This is a genomic window from Pseudomonas sp. GW821-FHT05D12, from assembly GCF_059419825.1.
Genome location: NZ_JBWKSN010000006.1, coordinates 264,248 through 289,709, shown reverse-complemented (window position 1 = coordinate 289,709; position 25,462 = coordinate 264,248). Strand labels below are relative to the sequence as shown.

Sequence of the window (25,462 nt, the reverse complement as noted above, 5' to 3'; positions counted from 1 at the left end):
GCCGTGATCCCTATGCCGAGCGGAGAGATACCTGATGAACGACCTACCTGTAGTCAATCCAGTGCGTGCGCCGTTGCCCTTTGAAGCGTCCTTCGAACAGATCCCGGAAGATGAAGCGCAGACCAGCGCGGAGCTGGCCGAAGCCCTTCACGGCATTATGCAGACCACGTTTCGCGACAGTGGGCACGCCACCCGCAGTGTCCACGCCAAGGCCCACGGTTTGTTGCGCGGGCACATCACGGTGCTGGATAACCTGCCGGCCGAACTGGCCCAGGGCGCCTTCGCCAAGCCGGTGACACTGCCGGTGTTCATGCGCTTTTCGACCAACCCTGGCGACATCCTCGATGACAAGGTGTCCACTCCGCGCGGGCTGGCGGTCAAGATCGTCGGCGTCGAGGGTGCGCGCCTGCCGGGCAGCGATGGCGAGGTGACGCAGGATTTCGTCATGCAAAACGCCAAGGCCTTCACCGCCGCGACGCCGAAGGATTTCCTCAAGACCCTGAAGTTATTGGCCAAGACTACCGACAAGGCCCCCGGCATGAAGAAAGCCTTGTCGGCAGTGCTGCGCGGCGTGGAGGCCACGCTGGAGTCGCTCGGTGGCGAAAGCGGTACCTTGAAGAGCCTGGGCGGCCACCCGCAGACGCATATCCTTGGCGAGAGTTTTTCCAGCGTCGTGCCGATGCTCTACGGGCCTTACTACGCCAAGGTCGCGGTGGTGCCGGTGTCGTCTAACCTGACGGCGCTGACCAACCTGCACGTGGATTTCGGCGGTAATCCCGATGGCCTGCGTGCAGCGGTCGAGGCCTACTTTGCCCAAAGCGGCGGTAGCTGGGAGGTGCGCGTCCAACTGGCCACCGACCTGGAAAAAATGCCCATCGAGGACGCCTCGGTGCAGTGGCCTGAAGACCTCAGCCCGTATGTGACCGTGGCGCGCATCGACCTTGCACCGCAAGCGGCCTGGAGCCCGGAAAATGTGCAGCAGATCGACGATGGCATGGCCTTCAGCCCGTGGCACGGGCTGGCGGCCCATCGGCCCCTGGGCGGGGTGATGCGGGTGCGTAAGCCCGCTTATGAGATGTCGTCCGGGTTCCGGGCCGAGCACAACGGCTGCCCGATCCATGAGCCACGGCCGTCAGCTACGCCATAACGGCCGTCGTTGATCATCCAGCGTCCAATGCGGCTGGCGGGGTGAGAGACACACGCCGCCAACCCAGCGCACGTCGCTGGCATGGTCCAGCCAATAGGCATCGCCCTTGAGTACCGCGTGGCCCAACGCGGTGAGCGTCAACGGGCGGCGAGGCCATGGCTGGTCGGTGCCGGTCTCGATCAGCAACGGCTGCTCGGCGTCGATCAACGGGCGCAGCAGCGCGTGGAACATCATGTCGCCCAGGAACGGCAGCGGCTCACGCTTGGCCATCAACTCGGCGAACACCCGGCCGAAAGGCACCGGTCCAGCCTCGGCGATGTAGCTCAGCGATAACTGTTCGGTGAGTGACAGACCGTTGTGCTGGCTGGGCAACTCCTGCAACTGACGCAGTAGCGCCGGCGCGAGAAAGGGCAGGGCAGGGTGATTGCCGTGCGCCAGTTCGGCGAGGGTGACGGGCGAGTTGTCGCAGTACGCCGACCACACCTGTCTGGCCAATTGCACCGCGTCATCGTCGATCAGTCGGCGCTGCGGCCATAGCCACGCCAGGACGTCAGGCGCCAACTGGCCGATGCCGATGAAGCGCTCGACGCCCGGAATGCGGCCCACCTCGATCAGCTCCAGCTTGCGCGGCGCGTGTTCCAGGTTTGCCAGTGTGCGGACCAGGAACAGCTGGTCATAGGCGTCCGCCTCGCACCACAGCACGCTGTGATCGGCGCCGGCCAAGGCATTCAGCTGTTGGTACTCATCGTCCACGCGGCGCGCTGTCTCGGCGTGGTCCAAGGCAAAGGCCTGGCTGATGAAGGCGCTGCGCAGCGCGCGGAATGCTTCATCCGGCACATCACGTACCGGGCCCATGCACAACGGGTCGGTGAGCATCCGGAACTGGCCCTTGAACCCGGCCAGTTGCAAGCTATGGGCGATGTCATTGCCACAGCGCCAATGGGTGGTGCGCGCTTCATCGCTGGCGGTGAAGTCGGGGTGCTGCGTGGCGAAGTCGATGGCATCGATATGCGCCTTGAGCCTGGGCCAACTGCTGAAGCCCAGCTGTTTGGCGATCGTCCATTGGGCCTGGGACAAAGTCGCGTTCGGGTCTTGGGTTTTCAGGCGCGGCAACAGTTCCTTGGCGCGCTTGCGCTGCTGCTCAAGGTTGAGGCGGCCATCGGTGTTGAAGTGTTGGGACATACGATCTCCTTGCACAGACCTTTTCCGCTTTAAGGCTGGGGAGTCGTAGAAAAAAGGAGGTTGCAGTGTCTTGGGCGCAGCCCTTTCCGCGGAAGGTGGCGTAGAGAGCGCCAAGCGGGAAATATAGGCAGCATTGCCGTTCACTGCAACCCTCAAGGGGGGGGCGCGAGCATGCCCGCGCCCACATTCAGGCCGGTTTACTTATCCTTGCGTGCGTCCATGGTCTTTTGATGCTCGGCCAGGAACGGCTGTTCTGCCGGGTCAAAACGGTCAATGCCCGCAGTAAACCGGTGCCAGTATGGGTACAGCGGCTGGCGACGGGTCACGGCCTCGATGCGCGAGGATTGCTCCTCAGTGAGCTTCAGTTCGGTCGCCGCAAGGTTGTCGCGCAGGTGTTCTTCGGTACGTGCGCCGACGATCAACGAGGTGATCCCTGGGCGATCCTTGAGCCAGGCCAGGCATGTGCGGGCCACCGAGACGCCATGCTCGTCGCCGACGGCAGCAAGGGTTTCGATGATATCCAGCGCGCGCTCCTGGTCATGCACGTAGGGTTCCGGCCAGCCGCTGCCTTGGCGGGTATTGGCCGGTGGCTGGTGTCCGCGCCGGGTCGAGCCGGTCAGCAAACCTTCGCCCATCGGGCCCCACACCAGGGTGCCGATGGACTGGTCCAGCGCCAGTGGCAGCAACTCATACTCGGCCTCTCGCGATTCCGGGGTGTAATAGATCTGCTGGGTGATGGGCTTGAGCATGCCGTGCAATTCGGCTTTGCCCAGGGTTTTCATCATTTGCCAGGCGGTGAAGTTGCTGGTGCCGAAGTAGCGAATCTTGCCCGATCCCACCAGCAGCCGCAGGGCTTCGAGGGTTTCCTCGATGGGCGTCATACCGTCCCAGTTGTGCAGTTGATAGAGGTCGATATGGTCGGTGCCCAGCCGCTTCAGGCTGGCTTCGCATGCGCGGATCAGGTGATAGCGCGACGAGCCGGAGTTGTTCGGGTTCTTGTCCACCGGGCTGCGGCCTTTGGTCGCGAGCAGGATGTCGTTGCGCTTGTCGCCCAACGCCTTGCCGACCACTTCTTCGGCCAGGCCGTGGGAGTAGAGGTCGGCGGTATCGACCATATTCACCCCGGCGTCGAACGCGATGTCGAACATGCGCTTGGCCTGGGGCACGTCCACCGAGCCGCATTTTTCGAACTCGGCACGACCGCCAAACGGCACGGTGCCCAGGATGATTTCGGATACCAGCAGGCCGGAATGGCCCAGTTGTCGGTACTGCATGTCGCCTCCTGTTTACGTTGCACGTGAAGGTGTGAACGACGTGGCTGGCGATAGTTTGAATTTTTTCATGAAATCTTCCTGCGTGTGCCGCACCATTGCGTCTGGCAGGATTTACGAGGAACCCCGCGTCCATGAGCGCATTGATACAAACCCGCGCCCTCACGCGCGTGGATGAACGCCGCCAGGTGGCCTTGCTGCAACCCACGGACTTCACCTTGCACGCCGGCGACCGCGTGTCGATCACCGGTTCGTCCGGCTCCGGCAAAAGTGTGTTCCTGCGCGCCCTGGCGTTGCTGGATACGCCGACCTCGGGGCAGATCCTGTGGAACGGCCAGCCGATCGCCAATGCGCAGATTCCCCACTACCGCAGCCACATAAGCTACCTGTCGCAACGCCCGGCGCTGCTCGAAGGCACGGTGGAAGACAACCTGCGTTTCCCGTTCAGCCTCAAGACCCTGCGCAAGCGCCACTTTGACCGCGCGTCAGTCATCACGCTGCTGGAGCATGCGGGCAAGGCGCCGGACTTCCTGGCCAAGCACGCGCTGGACTTGTCCGGCGGTGAATCCCAGGTGGTGTCGCTGATCCGCACCCTGCAACTCGACCCCGAAGTGCTGTTGCTGGACGAACCCACCGCCGCCCTCGACCCGGCATCTTCGCGGGACGTCGAAGCGCTTATCGACGCCTGGTTCGCCGCGGACAACGCGCGCGCCTATGTCTGGTTGTCCCACGATCTCGACCAGGCCCGGCGCATGAGTGACATCCACTTGCAGATGAGCGCAGGCGTGCTGGATGGAGCGGCCCAGCCATGAATTATCAGAACCTCACGGCCCTGGACATGGGCATCGCCGCCTCGCTCATCCTGATCAATGGCGCGCTGTCAGTGTTGTTGCGCCTGGGCCTGGGCCGACAGTTGCTGTGGGCGGCGGTACGCACCGTGGTGCAACTGTTGGCGATCGGTTACCTGCTGGGATGGGTGTTCGAGTTTGCCTACTGGTACGTGGTGCTGCCGTTGATGTGCGCGATGACCTTGATTGCCGGCCTCTCGGCCGCCGGCCGTGGACGCCGCACGTATCGCGGGCAGCGCGTCGACAGCATCCTGTCGGTGTGGGGCAGTTCCTGGCTGGTGACGGCGGTGGGGCTGTTCGCGGTGATTCGCATCCATCCCTGGTACGAGCCGCAGTACGCGATTCCGATCCTGGGAATGATCCTCGGCAACACCCTGACCGGCGTGTCCCTGGGCATCGAACGCATGACCCAGGAACTGACCTCGGGCCGCAACACCATCGAGATGATCCTCGCCCTCGGCGGCTCGCGTTGGGAAGCCGCGCAGGAAGCGATCCGCCAGGCAGTGCGCGCCGGCATGATCCCGACGCTGAACCAGATGACCGTGGTCGGCATCGTCAGCCTGCCTGGCATGATGACCGGCCAGGTGCTGGCGGGGGAAAGCCCGGTGGATGCGGTGCGGTATCAGATCGTGATCATGTTCCTGATCGCCGCATCGTCGGCGCTGGGCACGGTGGGTGCGGTGCTGCTCACCTACCGACGGCTGTTCTCCACCAGCCACCGGTTTTTGCGTGATCGGTTGCAAGAGCGCTGAGTGCGGGCTGGTTGTCGTGGCACGCTTGTTGGTGAGCACGCTTGTTCTGGCAGGCGCGCTTATTGTGGCGAGCGGGCCTGTTGTGGTGAGCGGACCTATTGTGGTGAGCGGGCTTGCCCCGCGTTGGGTGGCGAAGCCGCCCTAAAACCATCCACCGCATTGTGTCTGACGGAGTGCGGCGGTCTTATTGGGGGACGCGCTTATTGTGGTGAACGGGCTTGCCCCGCGTTGGGTGGCGGAGCCGCCCTAAAACCAGCCAGCGCATTGTGTCTGACGAAATGCGGCGGTCTTATTGGGGGACGCGCTTATTGTGGTGAGCGGGCTTGCCCCGCGTTGGGCGGCGAAGCCGCCCTAAAACCATCCACCGCATTCTGTCTGACGGAATGCGGCGGTCTTATTGGGGGACGCGCTTATTGTGGTGAGCGGGCTTGCCCCGCGTTGGGTGGCGAAGCCGCCCTAAAACCATCCACCGCATTCTGTCTGATGGAATGCGGCGATCTAATTGGGGGACGCGCTTATTGTGGTGAGCGGGCTTGCCCCGCGTTGGGTGGCGAAGCCGCCCTAAAACCATCCTCCGCATTGTGTCTGACGGAATGCGGCGGTCTTATTGGGACCGCTTCGCGCTCCAACGCGGGGCAAGCCCGCTCGCCACAATAAGCAAGCCCGCTCACCACAGTTTCACTTTCAGCCACAATCTCATTCCCTGCCACAGTCTCACTTCCAGCCTCAGTTTCACTTTCAACCACAATCCCATTCCCAGCTCCAACCCTCACAACGACGCAGTAATTCCCCCATCCACATAAAGAATATGCCCGTTGACGAAGCTCGCGGCGTCGCTGGCGAGGAACACGGCGGCGCCGGCCAGTTCGGCCACGTCGCCCCAGCGGCGGCTCGGGGTGCGCTGCACCAGCCAGTCGCTGAATTCGGGGTGGGTCACCAGGTTGGCGTTAAGTTCGGTCTTGAAGTACCCGGGGCCGATGCCATTCACGGTCAACCCATGCGGGCCCCAGTCGATGGCCATGCCCTTGGTGAGCATCTTCAACGCGCCCTTGCTCGCCGCATACGGCGCGATGCCCGGGCGGCCCAGTTCACTTTGCACCGAGCAGATATTGATGATGCGCCCACGCTTGCGCGCGATCATTGCTCGCGCCACGGCCTGGCCGACCAGAAACGCGCTGTCGAGGTTGGTGCTGATCAATTCGCGCCAGTGCTGCTCGCTGTAGTCTTCGAGCGGCCCTCGACGCTGCATGCCGGCGTTGTTGACGAGGATTTCCAGCGGGCCGAGGCGCTCTTCGATATCCGCCACCGCGGCCTGGATCGCCGCGCTGTCGGTGACATCGAATGCCTGGGTGTGCACCTCCAGGCCCTCCAGCGTGAGCATCGCGGCTGCATCGCACAAGTTGCCGCGATTGCGTCCGTTGAGCACCACCCGTGCGCCGGCCTGGGCCAGCCCGCGCGCGATGGCCAGGCCGATACCGGCGCTGGAACCGGTGACCAGCGCGAGCCGTCCATCCAGGCGGAAGTTGTCTAAAACACTGTGCATGGAACCGTTCTCCGAACGCGCGGGTGATAACCAAACAGGGCTTAATGGGCTTAACTTCGCTGCAATCCAGGGGGTAGGTCCAATGTTCATTTATGATCTTCTGATCAATATCGGTGATCACCAGGGTAGGGTATGGAACTCAAACACTTGCGGGCCTTTGTGGTGCTCGCCCAGGAGTTGCATTTCGGTCGGGCGGCAGCGCAGCTGTCGATTGTGCAACCGGCGCTGAGCATGCAGATCAAGTTGCTCGAAAGCGGCCTCGGCGTGCGCCTGCTCGACCGCAATCGCCACTCGGTGGCGCTGACCGAAGCCGGTCGCGTGTTCCTGCCGGAAGCCCAGGCCACCTTGCACCAGGCGACGCGGGCGGCGGATGCGGCGCGCGCCTCCAGCCGTGGCGAGATCGGCCGGGTGCGCCTGGGGTTTGTGTCCTCGGTACTCCCGCAGTGGTTGCCCGAGCTGATCCGCGCGGTGCACCAGCGTTACCCGCGCCTCGAGCTGGAACTCAAGGACATGCCCGGCCCCGACCAGGCCATCGCACTGAAGAACGGCCTGCTGGATTTCGGCCTGATGCGCCTGCCGGCCGCGCACCCGGGGATCCAGACCCGCGCGGTGTTGCACGAGAGTTTCTGCGTGGCGTTGCCCGTGGATCACCCGCTGGCGGCGCAGGCGTCCATCCAGCCCGCCGACCTGCTCGATGTGCCGGTGTATATCCTCGCGCGGCGCTATGCCCCGGGCTTCTACGATGAGTTTATCCAGGCGCTGGGGATCCCCCTGCAGATCGCCTCGGAGCTGGGCGAGTTCACCACCATGCTCGCGCTGGTCTGCGCCGGGTTGGGCGTTGGCGTGCTGCCGTTGCAGGCGACGCGGGCCCTGCCGGCCAATTGCGTGTCTCGGCCTCTGCAACTGGGTGGGTTCGAGACCAGCACGGGGCTGGCCTGGACCGCGTTGGACAGCGCGGTCAAGTGCACGCTGTTTGATCTGATCGTCGAATTGTTCGGCGAGTGATTGTTTCACCGGGTGAAATGCTGGATTGTAAAACCTGGTGATTCCATCGACCCGGGCAGCGATGGAACATGCGGTGTGTCGAACCCCTCTTTCGGAGCCTTCCATGTCCCAGCCTGCGATCAAACTCTACGGTTTTCCATTGTCCGGCCACACTCATCGGGTCGAGCTGATGCTGTCCCTGCTGGGCTTGCCCAGTGAATTTATTCTGGTCGACCTCAAGCAGGGCGCGCACAAAGCGCCTGAATTCGTCGCCACCCTCAATAGCTTCGGCCAGGTGCCGGCGATTGACGACAACGGCACGGTTCTGGCGGACTCCAACGCGATCCTGGTGTACCTCGCGAGCACCTACGGCAAAGGCCAATGGCTGCCGAGCGATCCCGTAGGCCAGGCGCGCGTCCAGCGCTGGCTGTCGGCCGCCGCCGGGCAGCTGCACGCCGGCCCCGCTGCGGCACGCCTGGCCCTGGTGTTTGGTGCCCAGGTCGATACCGACACCGCGATCAGCCGTTCCCACGCGTTGCTGCAGTTGGTGGAGCAGCAATTGCGCCACAGCCGCTTCCTGGCCAGCGAACAGCCGAGCATTGCCGACGTAGCCTTCTACACCTACGTGGCCCACGCGCCGGAAGGCAATGTGTCGCTGGACGACTACCCTCATGTACGCGCCTGGCTCGCCAGCATTGAAGCGTTACCGGGGTTTGTCGGCATGCCGCGCACGGCGGTGGGGCTGCAATCACACTGATTTTCACGAGGCCTGTGGATGGACCGATTCCATGAAATGCAGGTGTTCCTGGCGGTGGCCGAGGAGGAGGGCTTTGCCGCCGCCGCGCGCCGCCTCAACACCTCGCCACCCAGCGTGACCCGCGCCATTGCCGCCATGGAAGCGCGGATCGGCACGCAGTTGCTTGCGCGCACCACCCGCAGCCTGCACCTGACGGAAGCCGGCCAGCGTTATCTGGAAGACTGTCGGCGCATCCTGGCTGAACTCGACGAGGCCGAGGAAGCGGCGGCGGGCAGTTATACGATTCCCTGCGGCCACCTGACGGTGACCGCGCCGGTGTTGTTTGGCGAGCTGTATGTCGCACCGGCGCTGGGGGAATATCTCGACCGTTTTGCGCAGGTGAGTATCAATGCGCTGCTGGTCGATCGCGTGGTCAACATGCTCGATGAAGGTGTCGACGTGGCCGTGCGCATCGGCCATCTGCAGGAGCCGGGGCAGCAGGCGATCAAGGTCGGTGAGGTGCGCCGCGTGGTGTGTGCGGCGCCGGCTTACCTGGAGCAGTACGGCCGGCCCGGGCACCCCTCGCAGTTGCGCGATGCGAAGATTACGACCTCGTCCTCCAGTCAACTTGTCAGCGAATGGCGGTTTGTCGAGGATGGCCAGCCACTGACCGTGCCGATTGAGCCGCGCCTGGTGGTGACGGCGAACAATGCGGCGATCAACCTGGCGAGGCAGGGCTGGGGCATGACGCGGGTGCTGTCCTATCAAGTCGCCGGGGCGGTGGCGGCCGGTGAGCTGGAGATTGTCCTCGAGGCTTTCGAGCCCGCGGCGCTGCCGATCCAGGTGGTGTTCCAGAAAAGCCCGCGAGTGCCGGCCAAGATCAACACTTTCGTGGATTTCCTCACCCACCGCCTGGGCCAGGACGCAGCCCTGAATCCGGCGATGAAGCGGCGCGGATGATGGAGCGATACCGCGATATGCAGCTGTTCGCCGCGCTGGCCGGGCACCCGAGCCTGGCCTCGGCGGCGCGCAGTGTCGCGGTGTCCGGCCCGACCCTGATGCGCGCGGTTGCCCGCCTGGAAGCCCGCCTGCGCGTGGCGTTGCTGGTGCGCAGTACACGCGGCGTCAGCCTGACCGAGGCTGGCCAGGCCTACCTGGCCGACTGCGTGCGCCTGCTTGCCGCCGTGGATGCTGCACAGGCTTCGGCCAAGGGCATGCACGATCAGGCCCAGGGTAATTTGCGCGTGTTCCTGCCGCTGCTCTTCAGCCGTTATGTGATGGCGCCCGTGTTGGCCGGTTATATGGATCGCTACCCCGACGTGCACCTGGTGGCGCACTACCACGACTACTACCCCAACCTGCACGAAGAGGGGCTGGACGTGGCGATTTTGGTGGGCGAGCTGCCCAGTTCATCCCTGGTTGCGCGACCGGTCGGGCACGTGCGGCCGATCCTGTGTGCCAGCCCTGGCTATCTCGCTGCCCATGGCGAGCCGCGGCACCCGGACGCGCTCAAGCAGCATCGACTGATCGCCAGCACCGACCCGGTCGATTGGGCTTTCAAAGGTGGCCCGCTCAAGGCGCGTGCGCGCTTGAGGTGCACCACGGTGCAAGGCGCGATCAATGCGGCCGTGCAGGGGGCGGGGCTGATTCGCTGCCTGAGCTATCCCGTGCATGAGCACCTCCTCAGCGGCGAGCTGTGTCGTGTGCTGCCGGACTATGAGCCGCCGCCGTTGCCGGTGCACGTGGTGTACCGCGACGGCCGCCATGCGCCGATGCGCGTGCGCAGTTTTGTCGACCATTGCGTGGCGGCGCTGCGGGATCATCCGGCATTTCAGTTGGTGTAACAGTCGATTGCCCGGCGTGGGCATTCTCGTGTGGGGTGCCAGCGCGCACCATTGGCGTATCCACTCGGAGGTGAGCAGCATGAACCCCATCGAACATTCCCCCTGGCATGCCGGCGAACGGTATCTGCAGCAGAACGCCGGCGCCGCCGAGCGCATGGCCGTGGTCGGGCCCAAGGTGATCCGCGATCACTTGCCGGAGCAGCATCGGGACTTCTATCCCCTGTTGCCGTACCTGGTGCTCGGCGTGGTGGATGAACAAGGGCTTCCCTGGGCGACGATGATCGAAGCCGCGCCAGGGTTCGCGCATTCACCCGACCCGCAGACCTTGCAGATCGACAGCGTGCCGTCCGTGAGCGACCCCGCCCGTGCTGCGTTGCATCGCGGCGCCAGCGTGGGCGTGCTTGGCATCGACCTGAACACACGCCGACGCAACCGCCTGAATGGCCGGATCGGCAGCCTGGGGCACGAGGGTTTTTCGATCGAGGTGGTGCACACCTACGGCAACTGCCCCAAATACATCCAGCTACGGCCGGTGGTTGGCGTCGCACGTAGACCCGACACGCGGGTCGAGCGCCTCGACGGCCTGGATGCCGCGGCCCACGCAATGATCCGCAACGCCGATACGTTCTTCGTCGCCAGCTACGTCGACGTCGCCGACGAACGCTCGGTGGACGTGTCCCATCGCGGCGGCTACCGCGGCTTTGTGCACGTGGAAGGTAATCGGCTGACCATCCCCGACTTCGCCGGCAACCTGTTCTTCAACACCCTGGGCAACCTGCACGTGAACCCGGTGGCGGGGTTGTTGTTCATCGATTTCGAATCGGGGGACGTCCTGCAGATCGCCGGGCGCACCTCGCTGATCCTCGACGGACCGCAAGTGGCCCGCTTCGAAGGCGCGCAACGCTTGTGGACCGTCACCGTGGAGCATCTGGTGCGGCGTCCGGCAGCCCTCGCGTTGAGGTGGCGCTTCGTGGAGTTCTCGCCGCACAGCCTGGCTATGGGAAATGGGTAGCCTGGGGATTGGCATAGGAGGCTGCAGGGAACAACTGGTTGGTCATCTCGATGATCTTGTTCTGTGCGCTGATGAACTTGTCCGGGCGCCCGCCACCCCAGGTCGCGTCATACAGCGCCTGGCCGACGCGGTGACCGTTTTCAAACACCTGGATGTCGGCAAAGGTCATGTACAGCGCAAAGTCCCAGCTCCAGGTGCCGATGTAGGTGGTCGACAGTGCACAGCTCGCGGGCGGACTGCCCGGCGGCAACTCGCGGGTCTGGAAACCCTTGCTGCGCAGCTGCGCGGTGTAGGTGCTGTTGAACCCGCTGCGCAGGCCTGCGGCGGGAATCATGCAGATTTCAGCGGACTGGGCGGGTGACAAGGCCACCGGGGTAACGGTCTGCGTAATGCTGCACCCCGAGAGGAAAAGGGCGGTCAGCACAACAGCGGAAGCAGATAGCGGGCGCATAGGGACTGTCCATGTCTTGAGTGGTGGCTTAATGATAGCTGATCCCTTGCAGGAGCCCGGCTTGCCGGCGAATGCATCAGGGTCGCTATCGCCAGCAAGCGCGATGGCCTTCGTGGGCTCAAGGTATTCGTGCCCTGCGGTTAAAACTCAATTGCGCCATCGCCGGTGTTTACCCCCGGGTCATCAGGCAATACTGCGTCGGGATTTTTCCCGAGGTTTCAAGCATGAACAACCCGAGCCGACTGGCGCTCCTGATCACTGCTGCGGCGGTTCTGACTGCCTGTGGCGAATCGTCCAAGCTGCCCTTCCAGGCCGGTGTCGGCCCCACGCCCCAACTGCCGGAGCCCAGCACTTCGTTGATGCCCACGCTCAAGGTGTCCAAGGCCGTGGGCTGGCCCGAGCAGGTGCAGCCGCGTGCCCCCGAAGGCTTCACCGTCACCGCCCTGGCCGACCATCTCGACCACCCGCGTTGGGTCTACACCTTGCCCAACGGTGATGTGCTGGTCGCTGAAAGCAATCACCCACCGATGCCAGAAGGCGCGACCGATGGAGGCACCGGCTTGATCGCCTGGGCCCGCCGCACCGCGATGGGCATCGTCATGGGCCGCGTCGGCGCGGATACGCCGAGCGCCAACCGCATCACCCTGCTGCGCGATGCCGATCACGATGGGCATGCCGAGGTGCGCAGCGAGTTCCTCACCGGCCTCGCGTCGCCCTTCGGCATGGCACTGGTGGGCGATGAGTTGTACATCGCCAATGCCGACGCGGTGGTCAAGGTGCCTTATACGCCGGGCCAGACGCACATCGACGCGACCCCGGTCCACGTCACTGACCTGCCGGCCGGCATCAACCACCACTGGACCAAAAACCTGCTGGCCAACCCGGAAGGCACGCGGCTGTACGTGACCGTGGGGTCCAACAGCAACGTCGGCGAAAACGGCCTCGACGCCGAAGCAGGCCGCGCGGCCATCTGGGAACTGGACATCGCCAGCGGCGCGAAACGCCTGTTTGCCAGCGGCCTGCGCAACCCCAACGGCCTGGCGTGGAAACCCGGCTCCACGCAGCTGTGGACGGTGGTCAACGAGCGCGACGAAATCGGCAGCGACCTCGTGCCCGACTACCTCACCTCGGTGCAGGACGGCGCTTTCTACGGCTGGCCGTGGAGCTACTACGGTGCCCACGTCGACATCCGCGTGCAGCCGCCACGCCCGGACAAAGTCGCCCAGGCCATCGCCCCCGACTACGCCCTCGGCACCCACGTCGCGCCGCTGGGCCTGACCTTTTCCGACGCCCGCAGCATGCCGGCGGCGTTTGCCGATGGCGTGTTCGTCGGCGAGCACGGCTCGTGGAACCGCAACCCGCAGGCGGGCTACAAAGTGGTGTTTATCGCCTTCAAGGACGGCCAGCCAACGGGCACACCGGTGGACTTCCTCACCGGCTTCCTCAATGCCGAGGGCGAAGCCCAGGGCCGTCCGGTGGGCGTGACCCTGGACGCGCAAGGCGCATTGTTGGTGGCGGATGATGTGGGGAATACGGTGTGGCGGGTGGTGCGGGACAAGCCTTGAGGCTGGGGTAACTGGTGCTCTGAAATCCCCATGTTTGATGGCAAGTAGGCTTCCCGGGGCAAGTGGGCTTCCTGAGGCAAAGAGGGGCCTTTCTTGTGGCGAGCGGGCTTGCCCCGCGTTGGGCTGCGAAGCGGCCCCAAATCAGACGCCGCGGTTCCCCAGGAAACACCGCGTCGATCTTACTGGGGCTGCTGCGCAGCCCAACGCGGGGCAAGCCCGCTCGCCACAAAAAAGCCCGCGAAAATTGATCGAGGCTCACTACCTGGAGCATTGGCCGCTGGAGCGGGTGATGCATGAGGCCAAGCGCCGGTTTTTCCTTCGCTATGCGCAGCAGACGCCGGGGGCGTATCGGCTGCGGCAGTCGGGGTTGCGCTGACGTCCCAAGCGCCGCCCAGTGCCGTGTACAGGTTCACTTCGGCCACCAACTGCGCGAGCCGATCGATGATCAGCGCCTGCTGCGAACTGAACAGCGAACGCTGGGCATCGAGGAACGTCAGGTTGCTGTCCACGCCACTGCGGTAACGGTGTTGGGCCAGGTCGTAATAAGCCTGGTTGGCCGCGACGAAGTCGCGTTGGGCCGCGAGCTGGTCGATGAACGTCTGGCGGGCGGCGAGGCCATCGGCGACTTCCTGGAAGGCGCTCTGGATGGATTTTTCGTACTGCGCCACGCTGATGTCTTTTTGCAGCTTGGCGTAGTCGAGGCTGGCGCGCAGGCTGCCGGCGTTGAAGATCGGCAGGTTGACCTGCGGCTGGAACGTCCAGGTGCCCGAACCGCCCTTGAACAGCCCCGACAGTTCAGTGCTGGTGCTGCCGGCGTTCGCCGTGAGGGTGACCGACGGAAAGAACGCCGCGCGGGCTGCGCCGATATTGGCGTTGGCCGCCTGCAGCTGGTATTCGGCCTGGAGGATATCCGGACGGCGTTGCAGCAGGTCGGACGGCAAGCCGGCGGGCAGGCGCGCCACCAGTTCGTCGGCGAGTGGGCGTGACGGCAGGTGTTCATCCACCGGGCTGCCCACCAGCAGCGTCAGGTTATTCAGGTCCTGGGCGACCTGGCGCGCGTAGCGGGCCACGCTGGCGCGGGTGCTGTCGACGCTGGTACGCGCCTGCACCACGTCCAGCGCCGAGGCCTTGCCGGCGATTTTGCTGCGCCGGGTCAACTGCCAACTGTGCTCGTCGGCGGCCAGGGTTTGCTGGGCCAGGGCCAACAGTTCCTGGTCGGCGCGCCAGGTCAGGTAGGCATTCGCGACATTGGCCACCAGGCTCAGCTGCGTGCTGCGCCGCGCCTCTTCGGTGCCCAGGTAAGTCAGCATCGCCTGTTCGCTGAGGCTGCGCACACGGCCGAACAGATCCAGCTCGTAGGCGCTGAGGCCCAGGGTGGCGGAGTAGTTCGAAGTGATCGCGGACTTGCCCGTACCGGTCACATCCCCCGGCAGTTTCTGGCGCTTGCCGGCACCGGTGGCGGACACGGCGGGGAACAGGTCGGCACGCTGGATGCGGTACTGCGCCTGGAAGGCTTCGACGTTCAGCGCGGCCACTCGCAGGTCGCGGTTATTGAGCAGCGCCGCGCCGATCAGTTGCTGCAGCGCCGGGTCGTGGAACATGCCGTGCCAGTCCGAGGTGGGCATGGCGCGGTAGACCCCACCCTGGGGGTACTGCGCCGGCACGGGAGACTCGGGCCGCTGGTACTCGGGGATCAGCGAGCAACCGCCCAGCATCCAGGCCAGGGCGAAGGGGATGAGCGCGGGTCGGTTCATCAGGCACCGACCATCCATTTGGCCAGGCCGTGTCGGCCGCTCACACCAAGCTTGGCGGCGGCGCGCTTGAGGTAGGTTTCGATGGAGCTGTTTTTCACGCTGAGTTTTTCCGCCATCTGCGGCACGGTGCCGCCCGTCAACAGGCCGAGGCACACCTCCTGCTCGCGCGCCGACAAGGTGATGTCGCCCAGGGACAGGCGTTTGTAGAACGCGTGCTGCAACTGCGACTGCTCCAGCAGGGTGTGGGCCGGCTCCAGCACGGGAGACGGCGCCTGGCGCAGGCTCTGGGCGTGGCACTCGATCAACGGCAGCAACGTGTCCGACAGGCACTTGAGAAACGACAGCTGCGCCAGGGAAAACCCGCGCTGGGTCGGCGGGCGGTAGAACGAAATCACGCAGCGCCGATTGCCCTGGCGTGACACCAGGTTGCACTGGTGCGAGGTGCCCCGTGGGTGCGCGCTGTCGGCCTTGGCCTTGAGCTGGATCAGCAACGGGTCCTGCATGCCGAGCATGTCGCGCAGCAGTGGGTGGTCGTTGATCGAGTGCAGGGTCAGGGGCGGCGGCAGGTCCTGGTTCTGGCCGGCACTGCCGAGCAATTTGATATCGAGTACGCGGTCGCGCAACTCGTCCAGGGTCCATTCACTGAGGTCCACCAGGTGGATCGGTACCCACTTGTCCACCAGGTGCAGCATGTGGGCAGCAAAATCCGCGTGCCCACAGTTGGCAATCAACTCGCCCATTTCGGCATAAAAATGCGTGCTTTGCGTGTTGGCAAAACTGCTCGTCAAACTCATAGCCATCTCATCCTTGATGTCGAAAACCGTCACAAACTCCCTGGGCCTCTACGGGGCGATCCGTTCTTCATGAAGCAGAGTCGGCACTCGAGCGTGTAGTTAGCCTGGGGATTCGTCCTACGTATGTAGCAGAAACGAGGGACACAACGTGCCATAAAAACATCGTCATTAATTCGACGTTTCTGACGGTCCATTCCGGCCGAGATAAATTGAAAATGGTTTTTAGAGTGAATTAACTAGCTGATAAATAAGATAAAAATAATTCTTAAAAATCATTCCTGAAAAAATGACATCGGCCGGATATAGCCAATTTCCTACAGCCCTTTAATCGTTTCAGCAGTGAGCCATCAGCCAAGCCCGTTTCGCGCCTTCCGGCTGTCCGGGTTTCGGGTGTCAGAGGGCCTGCGGACCCCATGCTCAAATCCGGCCATTTCGCCGTCCCCGAGTGGCCAGCGCCTGATACCCATGAGAAGGATCTTATGAAGCATTCTCCCAGCTTCCCCCTCACCGCCGCCCAGCAGGACATCTGGCTCGACCAACTGCGGGCGGGCGATTCGCCGCTGTACAACATCGGCGGCTATGTCGACTTCGCGGGTGCGGTGGAGCCCGCGCTGATGCAGCGCGCCATCGAGCAGTTGGTAGCGCTGCACGATGCCTTGCGCACCCAACTGCACAGCGACGCCGACGGCTTGCCACGCCAGACCTTCGCCGCCAGCTTGACGGTGCACGTGCCCTTGCACGACCTGTGCGCTCATGCCGATCCGCAGGCGGCGGCCCAGGCCTTGATGCAGGCGCACATGGCCCGGCCCTATGCCTTGGACGGCGGGCCGCTGTGGCATTTTTTCCTGGTCAAGCTCGATGACCATCACTATCGCCTCGGTACCCAGGCCCACCACCTGATCCTCGACGGCTGGGGGTTCGGCCAGATGCTGCAATCGCTGGCGCAGCTGTACAGCGCGCTGGAGCAAGGCCGGGAGCCTGAGAGGCTGGCACCGTCCTATGGCGACTTTATCGAGGCCGACCAGCGCTACCAGGCGTCCGCGCGCTACCCCCGCGACCGCGCCTATTGGCTCGATCGCTACCCGATCTTGCCCGAGCCATTGCTGGTGCCACGCCACGCCACGCCGATAGCCAGTCACACACTGGTCGAGCCGTTCCCGGTGGCGTTGCTGGACCGCATGGAGGCGGTGGCCAGCCGTTACCAGGCCTCGGCGTTCCATGTGCTGCTGGCGACGCTGTATGTGTATTTCACCCGCGCCTACCAGCGCGATGAGTGGGTGGTGGGGCTGCCGATTCTCAACCGTTCCAACGCGGCTTTTCGCGCCACGGTCGGCTTGTTCACCCAGGTCAGCGCGGTGCGTTTCAGCTTCAGCGAACAGCTGACGTTCGGCGCGCTGGTGCGCGGTGTGCGGGATCAACTCCAGCAGGATTTTCGCCACCAGCGTTTTCCCCTGAGCGAGATGAACCGCGAACTCGGCCTGCGCCGCAGCGATCGCGGCCAGCTGTTTGATCTGTCGGTATCGTTCGAACAGGACGACCACGATCTGCGCTTCGGCCAAGTCCAGGCGCGTGCCGTCAAAGTCTCCAACCACCATGAAGCGCTGCCCCTCGCCATCCACTTGCGCAGCAACCGCTGCCAGGCCACCGCGAGCCTGCATTGCGTGTACCACCAGGCGTATTTCCAGCACGACGAAGTGCAGGCGCTGGCACGACGCTTTAGCTGGCTGCTGGAACAAGGCCTGGCGGACACCGCGCAGCCGATCGGCGAGTTTTCCCTGGTCACGCCTGCCGAGCACGCCCAGTTGCAACGCTTCAATGCCACCGCGCAGCCCAGTGCCGAACCGTACACCCTGCACACCCGTATCGAAGCGCAGGCCGCACGCGCACCGGACGCCGTCGCTGTGGTGCAGCAGGGCCGGCAACTGACCTACGCCCAGCTCGATCAACAGGCCAACGCCCTGGCCCATCAGTTGCTCGAACATGGGGTGCAGCCGGATGATCGCGTGGCGATCCTGGCGCGGCGCAGCCCGGACACGCTGGTGGCACTCCTGGCGATCCTCAAGTCCGGCGCCTGCTACGTGCCGGTGGACCCCGCGCATCCGGCGGAACGCCTGCATTACCTGCTGCACGACAGCGCGCCGGTGGTGGTGCTGACCCAGCACGCGCTGCTGGCGCGCCTGCCGGCGCTGGACGTGCCGGTAGTCCTGCTGGATCGCCCGACCTCTCACCGGGCCGGCAATCCGCGCGTAGCGGTCAGCGCGGCGAACCTCGCCTATGTGATCTACACCTCCGGTTCCACCGGGTTGCCCAAGGGCGTGATGGTCGAGCACCGCACCGTGGCCAATCTGGTCGACTGGCACTGCCGGGCCTTCGACCTGCACGCCGGCAGCCACACCGCCAGCGTCGCCGGTTTCGGGTTTGATGCGATGGCCTGGGAAGTCTGGCCGGCCTTGTGCGTCGGCGCGACGCTGCACCTGCCACCGGCCCACGATGGCGCAGAGGACATCGACGCGCTGCTGCACTGGTGGCGCGCCCAGCCGTTGCAGGTGGGGTTTCTGCCGACGCCGGTGGCCGAATACGCCTTCAGCCAGCAGCAGGGCCATCCGACCCTGCGCACCTTGCTGGTCGGCGGCGACCGCCTGCGCAGCTTCAACCAGGCGCAGACCTTCGAGGTCATCAACAACTACGGCCCTACGGAAGCCACGGTGGTCGCGACGTCCGGCCGGGTGGAGGCGGGCCAGCCCGTGCATATCGGTGGGCCTGTCGCGAATGCCCGCGTCTACCTGCTGGACGCCCGGCAGCGCCCGGTGCCGATTGGCGCAGTGGGGGAGTTGTACGTCGGCGGCCGGGGCGTGGCGCGTGGTTACCTGAATCGGCCCGAACTGAACGCCGAGCGCTTTCTCGATGATCCTTTCACCGCTGGCCGGATGTACCGCACCGGTGACCTCGCGCGCTGGCTGCCCGACGGCAACCTTGAGTACCTGGGGCGCAATGACGACCAGGTGAAAATCCGCGGCGTGCGCATCGAACTGGGGGAAATCGAAGCGGCCCTGGTCACCCATCCGGCGGTCAAGGACGCGGTGGTGCAGTACCGTGAAGGGCAACTGCTGGCGTGGTTTATCCCGCAGCATGCGATTGCGCCCGAAGCCCTGCGCACCCATCTGCACGCCTCGCTGCCGGACTACATGTTGCCCGTGGCCTATGTGCAGCTGGACGCGTTGCCCCTGACCAGCAACGGCAAGCTGGATCGCAAGGCGCTGCCGACACCGACCCAGGCAGCCTTTGTGACGCGCCTGTTCGAGGCCCCGCGTGCAGGCGTGGAAACCACCCTGGCGCAGCTCTGGGCCGAGCTGTTGCAGGTGCAGCAGGTGGGTCGGCATGACCACTTTTTTGAACTTGGCGGGCACTCGTTGCTGGCGGTGCAACTGGTGCAACGCATGCGCCAGGTGGGGCTGCAGGCCGATGTACAGGTGCTGTTCGGCCAGCCGACCCTGGCCGCGCTGGCGGCCGTGAGTGAAGGTCGCGATGAGCCGGTACCGGCCAATCGGGTGCCGGCGGATTGCCTGCGCATCACCCCGCAGTTACTGGTCCTGGCCGAGCTGGATCCGCCGAGCATCGAGCGCATTGTCGCCGGCGTCCCCGGTGGCGCCGCCAATGTGCAGGAGATCTACCCGTTGGCGCCGTTGCAGGAAGGCTTGCTCTACCACCACCTCACCGACGAGCGCGATCCCTATCAGCAACACGCGTTGTTCAGCTTCGCGCGCCGCGAGCAGTTGGACGCCTTCGCGCAGGCGCTGCAACAGGTGATCAACCGCCACGATATCCTGCGCACCAGCCTCGCGTGGGACGCCCTGGAGCAGCCGATGCAGGTGGTGTGGCGCCATGCGCAATTGCGCGTCGAACCGCTGCGCGAACCGGCTGAACCGCTCGACTTGCGCCAGGCCCCGCTGATGGCCCTGGACTACGCCGAAGAGTCCCAGCACCGGCGCTGGATCGCGCGCCTGCGGTTTCATCACCTGATCAACGACGCCACCTCGACCGCCGTGCTGGTGGATGAAATCCGCGCTCACTTGCTCGGTGAACAGGCCCAACTGCCGCCATCGGTACCGTATCGCAACGTGGTGGCGCAGGCCCGCTTGCCAGCGCGCCAGGCCGCCCACGAGGCGTTCTTTCGCGAGCGCCTGGCCGCTGTGGATGAACCGACCCTGGCCTTCGGTGTGCAGGCGCGCCAGGCGGATCGTACGCACATCGACGCCTTCGAACAGCCGGTCGGCGATGCCCTCAACCAGCGCCTCAGGGCCCAGGCGCGTGCGCTTGGGGTCAGCGCCGCCAGTCTGTTCCACCTGGCCTGGGCCCAGGTGCTCAGCCGCGTGGCCGGCCGCGAGGATGTGGTGTTCGGCACCGTCTTGCTCGGCCGCCTGCAAGCGGGCGAGGGCGCCGACCGCGCCCTGGGCATGTTCATCAATACCCTGCCGCTGCGCCTGCGCCTGGCCGGGCAGACAGTCATCGAGGCCGTGCACGACACCCATCGGCAACTCAGTGCCTTGCTGGCCCACGAACATGCCTCGCTCGCCCTGGCCCAGCGTTGCAGCGGTACGACACCGTTGTTCAACAGCTTGCTCAACTACCGCCACACCGGCGCCGACCCACAGCCGAAACTGGTCCCCGGCATCGCCTTGCTCAGCAGCGAAGACATCCTCAGCTACCCGTTGATGCTCACCGTGGACGATACCGCCAGTGGCTTCCAACTCAAGGCCAAGGCGCCGCGCCAGGTCGGCGCCGAGCGCTTGCTGGGCTACCTCGACAGCGCATTGAACGGCTTGGCGGCGGCGTTGGAGCAAGCCCCGCAAACGCCGTTGCGCGAGGTGCAAGTGGTGCCCGCCCACGAGTTGCAGACATTGCTGGTGGGCTTCAATGCCACCGCCAGCGACTACCCCGACACCTTTACCGTGCAAGCATTGTTTGAAGCCCACGCGCGGCAAATCCCGCATGCCATTGCGGTGCAGGCCGGCGAGCAGCACCTGACTTATCGACAGCTCAACGAACGCGCCAACCAGCTTGCCTACGCTCTGCGCGAGCGCGGCGTGCAGCCGGATTCGCGGGTGGCGCTGTGCGTCGAGCGCGGGCTGGACCTGGTGGTCGGCTTGCTGGCGATCCTCAAGGCCGGCGGCGCCTACGTGCCGCTGGATCCGGGCTACCCGCGCGAGCGCCTGGCCTACATGCTGCACGACAGCCAGCCAGTGGCGTTGCTGGTGCATGCCGCCACACGCGAGGTGATGGGTGACGTGACAATCCCGGTGATCGACTTCGACCGCTGTGCCTGGAGCCAGGCGCCGGACGGCAATCCACGGGTACCGGGCCTGAGTGTCGCCAACCTCGCGTATGTGATGTACACCTCGGGCTCCACCGGTACGCCCAAGGGGGTGATGATCGAACACCGTGGCCTGGGCAACCTGCTGCACTGGGGCTCGCAGCTGTGCCCGAATGCCGAGGGCGGCGCGGTGCTGCAGCGCGCGCCCTTCAGCTTCGATGGCTCGGTGTGGGAGCTGTTCTGGCCGCTGGCCAACGGCATGCGCCTGGTGCTGGCGCGGCCCGATGGGCATCGCGAGCCGGCGTATCTGGCGCAGGTGATTCGCGAGCAGCGGATCACCGTGATCAAGTTCGTGCCGGCGATGCTGCAGCAGTTCCTTGAACTGCAAGAATCCGCCCTGTGCACCAGCCTCACCGACGTGCTGTGTGGCGGCGGCGAACTCACTGAAGCCCTGGCGCGTGGTGTGCAGGCGCGTTTGCCCCAGGTGCGTTTGCATAACGTCTACGGCCCCACCGAAGCCACGGTGGACAGCAGCGCGTGGACCCTGGCCCCCGGCGCACCCGTGCCCGCGCGGCAACTGCCGATCGGCCGCGCGATCAGCAACACCCGCCTGTATGTGCTGGACGAGCACGATGCGCCGGTGCCGCTGGGCGTCAGCGGCCAGTTGCATATTGGCGGCGTCGGTGTTGCGCGCGGCTACCTGGGCCTGGAGCAAATGACCGCCGAGCGTTTTATCGACAGCCCGTTCGTGGCCGGTGACCGCTTGTATCGCACCGGCGACCTGGTGCGCTATTTGCCCGATGGCAACCTTGAATTCCTCGGGCGCAATGACTTCCAGGTCAAGCTGCGCGGCGTGCGCCTGGAGCTGGGGGAGATCGAGTCGCACCTGCTGGCTCATCCGGCGTTGCGCGAAGTGGCGGTGTTGATCCGGGATGAACGCTTGGTGGCGTACTTCACCGTGCGCGCCGAGCCGCCGAGCCTGGAGGCATTGCGCGCGCATATGCTGGAGCAATTGCCGGAGGTCATGGTGCCGGCTGCGTTTGTGCAACTCGATACCTTGCCACTCAACCCGGCCGGCAAACTCGACCGCAAGGCGCTGCCGGAGCCAGGGATGGAGGCGGTGGTCAGTCGCGCTTACGAGGCTCCACTGGGCGAGGTGGAAGCCTTAATGTCGGGCATCTGGGCCGAGGTGTTGAAGCTGGAGCGGGTAGGGCGCCACGATCATTTCTTCGAGCTGGGCGGTCATTCATTGCTGGCGGTGAACCTGGTGGCGCGCCTGCGCAAGGCCGGGTTGGCAGTCGATGCGCGGACGCTGTTCAGCCACCCGACCCTGGCGCAGCTGGCCGCCGCCACCGTGATCCCGGTGCAACGCGTGGAAGCGCCGCCCACCGCCATCCCCCACCTCAACCGCCGCCGCCGACTCTGACCCAACGACCTGTGGGCGCCGGCTAGCCGGCGATGGCGGTCTATCAGCAGCGAGTAAAGTCGATGACCCGCCGCCATCGCCAACCCGCCACCTCCGGCAGGTTGGCCACGGTCGAACGCGCCAATACACGCGCCCTGCCTACAGGTCCTATACGTACGAGGATAACTGCCTACGGCGCGCTGAAAGAAATTCGCTTAAAGAACGACAGTTGTCTCACATTCCCGGGAACTATTTCGTCGCCGTCACCAATAACGTGAGCGTCCCTGATGCATTCAGGGGGACGTTCCAGTGCAATTGAACTTTGAAAACAAGGTAGCCATGAGCTTTTATATTAACGATAACCCTGCAATTTCCCCGCTTTCTCAAGTCGCCCAAAACACGCAACCCGGCATCACAAATAATCAGGATAATCCCGACGGTGAAGCGCGCTTGCAGCAGGTCCTCAAGGACAACCCTATTCTGAACCGGGGAATCCTGTCGAATGACGATGCTTTCAGGCCTGACAAGCAAAGGTTGTTTGAGGGTCTAAAAAAACACGTAGGTGATTTCACCGACGCCAATAAAGATCCAAGCAAGCGCGCCGATGCGTTGCAGAAGTTAGCCGATAAAGCCAATGAAATTGATAAAGACTCAAGTCTTTACAGGCATTCGAACAGCAAACCCGGCGATGGTTTTTTGGATCAGAAATCCGAGGTAGACGCACTGCGCAAGTACAGCGAAGAACCCGTGCCGGCCCAGAAACAGTCACAGTAACCCGGTTCTACTGGCGGTCGCCCTGACCGCCAGTGTTGCGCAGCAGCGGCAACACCTCCGCCCCTACATGAATCGCCTCTTCCAGGTGTGGAAAACCGGACAGGATAAAGCTGTCCACGCCCAACTGGTGATACTCCTCGATCCGCTCCGCCACCCGTGCATAACTGCCCACCAGCGCGGTGCCGGCGCCACCCCGCACCAGGCCGACCCCGGCCCACAGGTTGGCTGACACTTCCAGCTCCCGCGCCCCACGGCCACGGCCTTGCATCAACTGGGTCTGCCGGCTCTGGCCGACGGACTCATACGTCGCCATCTGCCGTTGCGCCTGGTCGATGGCGTCCTTGGGGATTTCCTCCAGCAAACGCTCTACATGCGCCCATGCCGCCTCATCGGTAGGCGCGGCGAACACGTGCAGGCGCAGGCCGAAGCGCAGGGTACGGCCCTGGGCGGCAGCGAGGTCGCGCATGCGCTGGATGCGTTCGGCGATCATCGCAGGCGGCTCGCACCACATCAGGTAGGTTTGCCCATGGGCCGCGCCGACGCGTTCGGCGGCTTCGGACGCGCCGCCGAAGTAGATCGGCGGCGCAGTCGCCCCCGGCGCCATGGGCGTGTGGATGCCGCTGCGGTAATAACGGCCGGGGTGCGTCGATGGCTGGCCGGCCCAGACGGCCTGGAATACTTGCAGGAATTCGGCGGTGCGCGCGTAGCGTTCGTCGTGCTCGAGAAAGTCGCCGAGGGAGCGCTGCTCGAAGCGGCTGGAACCGGTCACCACGTGCAATGCCAGGCGGTTTTCGCTGAGCAGTTGCAAGGTCGCCGCGCGGTGCGCGGTGTAGGCGGGCAGCTCCAGGCCAGGACGCAGGGTCAGCAGGAATTTCAGGCGACGCACTTCCTGGGCCAGCACGGCGGTGATCAGCCAGGGGTCTTCAAAGCCGCTGGCGGTCGGCACCATGATGCCGTCGAAGCCGGCCTGTTCGGTGGCGCGCACGATCTGGCGCAGGTAATCCAGGGTCGGCGCGCGTTCACCTTGCTGGAACAGCCCGACCTTGGGCAAGCCGCTGCTGGTGAGGTGGCGCCCGTCGCCATTGGTGGGCAGGAACCAGTCCAGCTGGATCGGTGGGCGTGCATCAGTGTTCATGAGCGCTCCTTGCGCAAGAGAGGGACAACCTGTTCGCCAAAGCGCAGCACTTCGCTGACCGCCGGGCCACCTTCCAGGATCAATTGGCTCAAACCCAGCCCGTGCAGTTCCTGCAGGCGCGTAGCGATCTGTTGCGCCGTGCCGACCAGGATCAGCGGCTGGCCCGGCGCCAACTGCAGCAGGTTCGGGTGCACTTCCCATTGGCGCAGCGGGTGGCGGGCGCGGGGCAGGGTGGCCAGCAGCTCGTCGGGCAACGCCGGCACCGGCAGCAGCGTGGCGGCGGTTTCCCAGGCGAGGTCTTCGCTGTCGCCGAGGATCAGGCCAAAGGTGCAGGCAAACTTGAGCGACGGTTGAATCGCGCGCCAGCGTTGGATTTCCTTGGCCAGCGCCTTGGGAGGGCCGGGCGCAAGCAGGCAGGTCTGGGCATGCGCGGCGAGCAGCGTGTGGCTCTGGCTGTCGTCCAGCACCAGCGCGGGCGCGGGCAATTCACGCCGGGCGACGCCGGCGTTTTCCAGCTGGAAGTAGCGGCCTTGGTAGTCGAGGCCGGTGTCATTGGGCGCGAGCAGTTGCTGGAGGATGTCCAGGTATTCGCCGATGCGTTCGCTGCGCTGGTCGCGGTTGAGCCATTCGCCAAACGCGCTGCGCTCACTGTTGGGCAGGTGCAACTGCACGCGGTGGTTGCTGATCGATTGCAGGCTTTGCAAGGTCGTGGCCAACGCCGCCGGCAGCATCACCTCGGGCGGCACGCTCACCGACAATTGCACCCGCCGGGTGTGCGCGCACAACGCCGCCGCCACACCCAGGCTGTCGGCACACAAGGCCCCGCCGGGAATCCACAGGCCGTCGAGGCCGGCGTATTCCACGGCTTGGGCCAGCTGAATCCACTGCCCCGGCCGTGCCGCCCAGTCAGGGGTACACAGGGGCATCAGCCAGCTGAATGCTAAGGGCATGCAC

The 25,462-nt window shown here is 64.9% G+C and carries 18 protein-coding genes and 1 pseudogene; 11 read left to right on the top strand and 8 right to left on the bottom strand.

Going from position 1 to position 25,462, the window contains the following annotated elements; translation table 11 throughout:
* Nucleotides 1–31: 31 nt before the first annotated feature.
* On the top strand, nucleotides 32–1,147 hold the full coding sequence (locus AC07SI_RS13820) for a catalase family protein (protein ID WP_495005951.1): 1,116 nt from the start codon (nucleotides 32–34) through the stop codon (nucleotides 1,145–1,147).
* Here the strand turns inward: AC07SI_RS13820 and AC07SI_RS13815 are convergent.
* Nucleotides 1,133–2,329, bottom strand: a complete 1,197-nt coding sequence (locus AC07SI_RS13815) for a DUF1835 domain-containing protein (RefSeq protein ID WP_495005886.1) — start codon at nucleotides 2,327–2,329, stop codon at nucleotides 1,133–1,135. The genes AC07SI_RS13820 and AC07SI_RS13815 overlap by 15 nt on opposite strands.
* Nucleotides 2,330–2,526: 197 nt before the next feature.
* Nucleotides 2,527–3,603, bottom strand: a complete 1,077-nt coding sequence (locus AC07SI_RS13810; protein WP_106803277.1) for an aldo/keto reductase — start codon at nucleotides 3,601–3,603, stop codon at nucleotides 2,527–2,529.
* A gap of 131 nt (nucleotides 3,604–3,734) precedes the next feature.
* Between AC07SI_RS13810 and AC07SI_RS13805 the strand changes: the two genes are divergently transcribed.
* Nucleotides 3,735–4,412, top strand: coding sequence for an ABC transporter ATP-binding protein (locus AC07SI_RS13805; protein WP_495005885.1), 678 nt, complete (start codon nucleotides 3,735–3,737; stop codon nucleotides 4,410–4,412).
* On the top strand, nucleotides 4,409–5,200 hold the full coding sequence (locus AC07SI_RS13800) for an ABC transporter permease (protein WP_106803279.1): 792 nt from the start codon (nucleotides 4,409–4,411) through the stop codon (nucleotides 5,198–5,200). The genes AC07SI_RS13805 and AC07SI_RS13800 overlap by 4 nt, the downstream gene beginning before the upstream one ends.
* 769 nt (nucleotides 5,201–5,969) lie before the next feature.
* Here AC07SI_RS13800 and AC07SI_RS13795 read toward each other — a convergent pair.
* On the bottom strand, nucleotides 5,970–6,743 hold the full coding sequence (locus tag AC07SI_RS13795) for a glucose 1-dehydrogenase (RefSeq protein WP_106803280.1): 774 nt from the start codon (nucleotides 6,741–6,743) through the stop codon (nucleotides 5,970–5,972).
* Between the two features lie 132 nt (nucleotides 6,744–6,875).
* On the opposite strand from AC07SI_RS13795, the gene AC07SI_RS13790 reads away from it, so the two are divergent.
* The 5 genes from AC07SI_RS13790 (at nucleotide 6,876) to AC07SI_RS13770 (ending at nucleotide 11,319) form a co-directional block, all read left to right on the top strand.
* On the top strand, nucleotides 6,876–7,748 hold the full coding sequence (locus AC07SI_RS13790; RefSeq protein WP_495005884.1) for a LysR family transcriptional regulator: 873 nt from the start codon (nucleotides 6,876–6,878) through the stop codon (nucleotides 7,746–7,748).
* A 103-nt stretch (nucleotides 7,749–7,851) separates the two neighbouring features.
* The gene (locus tag AC07SI_RS13785) at nucleotides 7,852–8,484 is read left to right on the top strand and encodes a glutathione S-transferase family protein (protein ID WP_065904162.1); all 633 of its coding nucleotides are present in this window, start codon (nucleotides 7,852–7,854) and stop codon (nucleotides 8,482–8,484) included.
* Nucleotides 8,485–8,502: 18 nt separating this feature from the next.
* The gene (locus AC07SI_RS13780) at nucleotides 8,503–9,423 is read left to right on the top strand and encodes a LysR family transcriptional regulator (protein ID WP_495005883.1); all 921 of its coding nucleotides are present in this window, start codon (nucleotides 8,503–8,505) and stop codon (nucleotides 9,421–9,423) included.
* Nucleotides 9,423–10,307 carry a LysR family transcriptional regulator gene (locus AC07SI_RS13775; RefSeq protein ID WP_495005950.1) on the top strand — a complete coding sequence of 295 codons (885 nt, stop codon included), beginning with the start codon at nucleotides 9,423–9,425 and terminating at the stop codon, nucleotides 10,305–10,307. Before AC07SI_RS13780 ends, AC07SI_RS13775 begins: the two co-directional genes overlap by 1 nt.
* A 79-nt stretch (nucleotides 10,308–10,386) precedes the next feature.
* Nucleotides 10,387–11,319 carry a flavin-nucleotide-binding protein gene (locus AC07SI_RS13770; protein WP_495005882.1) on the top strand — a complete coding sequence of 311 codons (933 nt, stop codon included), beginning with the start codon at nucleotides 10,387–10,389 and terminating at the stop codon, nucleotides 11,317–11,319.
* Nucleotides 11,320–11,344: 25 nt separating this feature from the next.
* Here AC07SI_RS13770 and AC07SI_RS13765 read toward each other — a convergent pair.
* Nucleotides 11,345–11,770, bottom strand: a pseudogene (locus AC07SI_RS13765) (Sbal_3080 family lipoprotein); the annotation flags it as partial.
* Between the two features lie 224 nt (nucleotides 11,771–11,994).
* Here AC07SI_RS13765 and AC07SI_RS13760 point away from each other — a divergent pair.
* Nucleotides 11,995–13,335 carry a PQQ-dependent sugar dehydrogenase gene (locus tag AC07SI_RS13760; RefSeq protein ID WP_495005881.1) on the top strand — a complete coding sequence of 447 codons (1,341 nt, stop codon included), beginning with the start codon at nucleotides 11,995–11,997 and terminating at the stop codon, nucleotides 13,333–13,335.
* Between the two features lie 179 nt (nucleotides 13,336–13,514).
* Here AC07SI_RS13760 and AC07SI_RS13755 read toward each other — a convergent pair whose 3' ends face one another.
* A complete protein-coding gene (locus AC07SI_RS13755) occupies nucleotides 13,515–15,089 on the bottom strand; it encodes an efflux transporter outer membrane subunit (RefSeq protein WP_495005880.1) in 1,575 nt (524 codons plus the stop codon).
* Complete coding sequence (locus AC07SI_RS13750; RefSeq protein WP_282396955.1) at nucleotides 15,089–15,883, bottom strand: helix-turn-helix transcriptional regulator; 795 nt, start codon at nucleotides 15,881–15,883, stop codon at nucleotides 15,089–15,091. Before AC07SI_RS13750 ends, AC07SI_RS13755 begins: the two co-directional genes overlap by 1 nt.
* Before the next feature lie 479 nt (nucleotides 15,884–16,362).
* Between AC07SI_RS13750 and AC07SI_RS13745 the strand changes: the two genes are divergently transcribed.
* Together AC07SI_RS13745 and AC07SI_RS13740 are read left to right on the top strand one after the other, a co-directional pair.
* A complete protein-coding gene (locus tag AC07SI_RS13745; protein WP_495005879.1) occupies nucleotides 16,363–22,620 on the top strand; it encodes an amino acid adenylation domain-containing protein in 6,258 nt (2,085 codons plus the stop codon).
* A gap of 288 nt (nucleotides 22,621–22,908) precedes the next feature.
* The gene (locus AC07SI_RS13740; protein ID WP_495005878.1) at nucleotides 22,909–23,373 is read left to right on the top strand and encodes a hypothetical protein; all 465 of its coding nucleotides are present in this window, start codon (nucleotides 22,909–22,911) and stop codon (nucleotides 23,371–23,373) included.
* A 7-nt stretch (nucleotides 23,374–23,380) separates the two neighbouring features.
* Here the strand turns inward: AC07SI_RS13740 and AC07SI_RS13735 are convergent, their stop codons facing one another.
* Nucleotides 23,381–24,508 (bottom strand): LLM class flavin-dependent oxidoreductase, encoded by a 1,128-nt coding sequence (locus AC07SI_RS13735; RefSeq protein WP_282396957.1) that lies wholly within the window; start codon nucleotides 24,506–24,508, stop codon nucleotides 23,381–23,383.
* On the bottom strand, nucleotides 24,505–25,458 hold the full coding sequence (locus tag AC07SI_RS13730; protein WP_495005877.1) for an LLM class flavin-dependent oxidoreductase: 954 nt from the start codon (nucleotides 25,456–25,458) through the stop codon (nucleotides 24,505–24,507). The genes AC07SI_RS13735 and AC07SI_RS13730 overlap by 4 nt, the downstream gene beginning before the upstream one ends.
* Between the last annotated feature and the right edge of the window lie 4 nt (nucleotides 25,459–25,462).

Coding starts and splice junctions, on each gene's coding strand:
- AC07SI_RS13815 (WP_495005886.1), bottom strand. CDS start 2,329: ATGTCCCAACACTTCAACACCGATGGCCGCCTCAACCTTGAGCAGCAG.
- AC07SI_RS13810 (WP_106803277.1), bottom strand. CDS start 3,603: ATGCAGTACCGACAACTGGGCCATTCCGGCCTGCTGGTATCCGAAATC.
- AC07SI_RS13805 (WP_495005885.1), top strand. CDS start 3,735: ATGAGCGCATTGATACAAACCCGCGCCCTCACGCGCGTGGATGAACGC.
- AC07SI_RS13800 (WP_106803279.1), top strand. CDS start 4,409: ATGAATTATCAGAACCTCACGGCCCTGGACATGGGCATCGCCGCCTCG.
- AC07SI_RS13795 (WP_106803280.1), bottom strand. CDS start 6,743: ATGCACAGTGTTTTAGACAACTTCCGCCTGGATGGACGGCTCGCGCTG.
- AC07SI_RS13790 (WP_495005884.1), top strand. CDS start 6,876: ATGGAACTCAAACACTTGCGGGCCTTTGTGGTGCTCGCCCAGGAGTTG.
- AC07SI_RS13785 (WP_065904162.1), top strand. CDS start 7,852: ATGTCCCAGCCTGCGATCAAACTCTACGGTTTTCCATTGTCCGGCCAC.
- AC07SI_RS13780 (WP_495005883.1), top strand. CDS start 8,503: ATGGACCGATTCCATGAAATGCAGGTGTTCCTGGCGGTGGCCGAGGAG.
- AC07SI_RS13775 (WP_495005950.1), top strand. CDS start 9,423: ATGGAGCGATACCGCGATATGCAGCTGTTCGCCGCGCTGGCCGGGCAC.
- AC07SI_RS13770 (WP_495005882.1), top strand. CDS start 10,387: ATGAACCCCATCGAACATTCCCCCTGGCATGCCGGCGAACGGTATCTG.
- AC07SI_RS13760 (WP_495005881.1), top strand. CDS start 11,995: ATGAACAACCCGAGCCGACTGGCGCTCCTGATCACTGCTGCGGCGGTT.
- AC07SI_RS13755 (WP_495005880.1), bottom strand. CDS start 15,089: ATGAACCGACCCGCGCTCATCCCCTTCGCCCTGGCCTGGATGCTGGGC.
- AC07SI_RS13750 (WP_282396955.1), bottom strand. CDS start 15,883: ATGAGTTTGACGAGCAGTTTTGCCAACACGCAAAGCACGCATTTTTAT.
- AC07SI_RS13745 (WP_495005879.1), top strand. CDS start 16,363: ATGAAGCATTCTCCCAGCTTCCCCCTCACCGCCGCCCAGCAGGACATC.
- AC07SI_RS13735 (WP_282396957.1), bottom strand. CDS start 24,508: ATGAACACTGATGCACGCCCACCGATCCAGCTGGACTGGTTCCTGCCC.
- AC07SI_RS13730 (WP_495005877.1), bottom strand. CDS start 25,458: ATGCCCTTAGCATTCAGCTGGCTGATGCCCCTGTGTACCCCTGACTGG.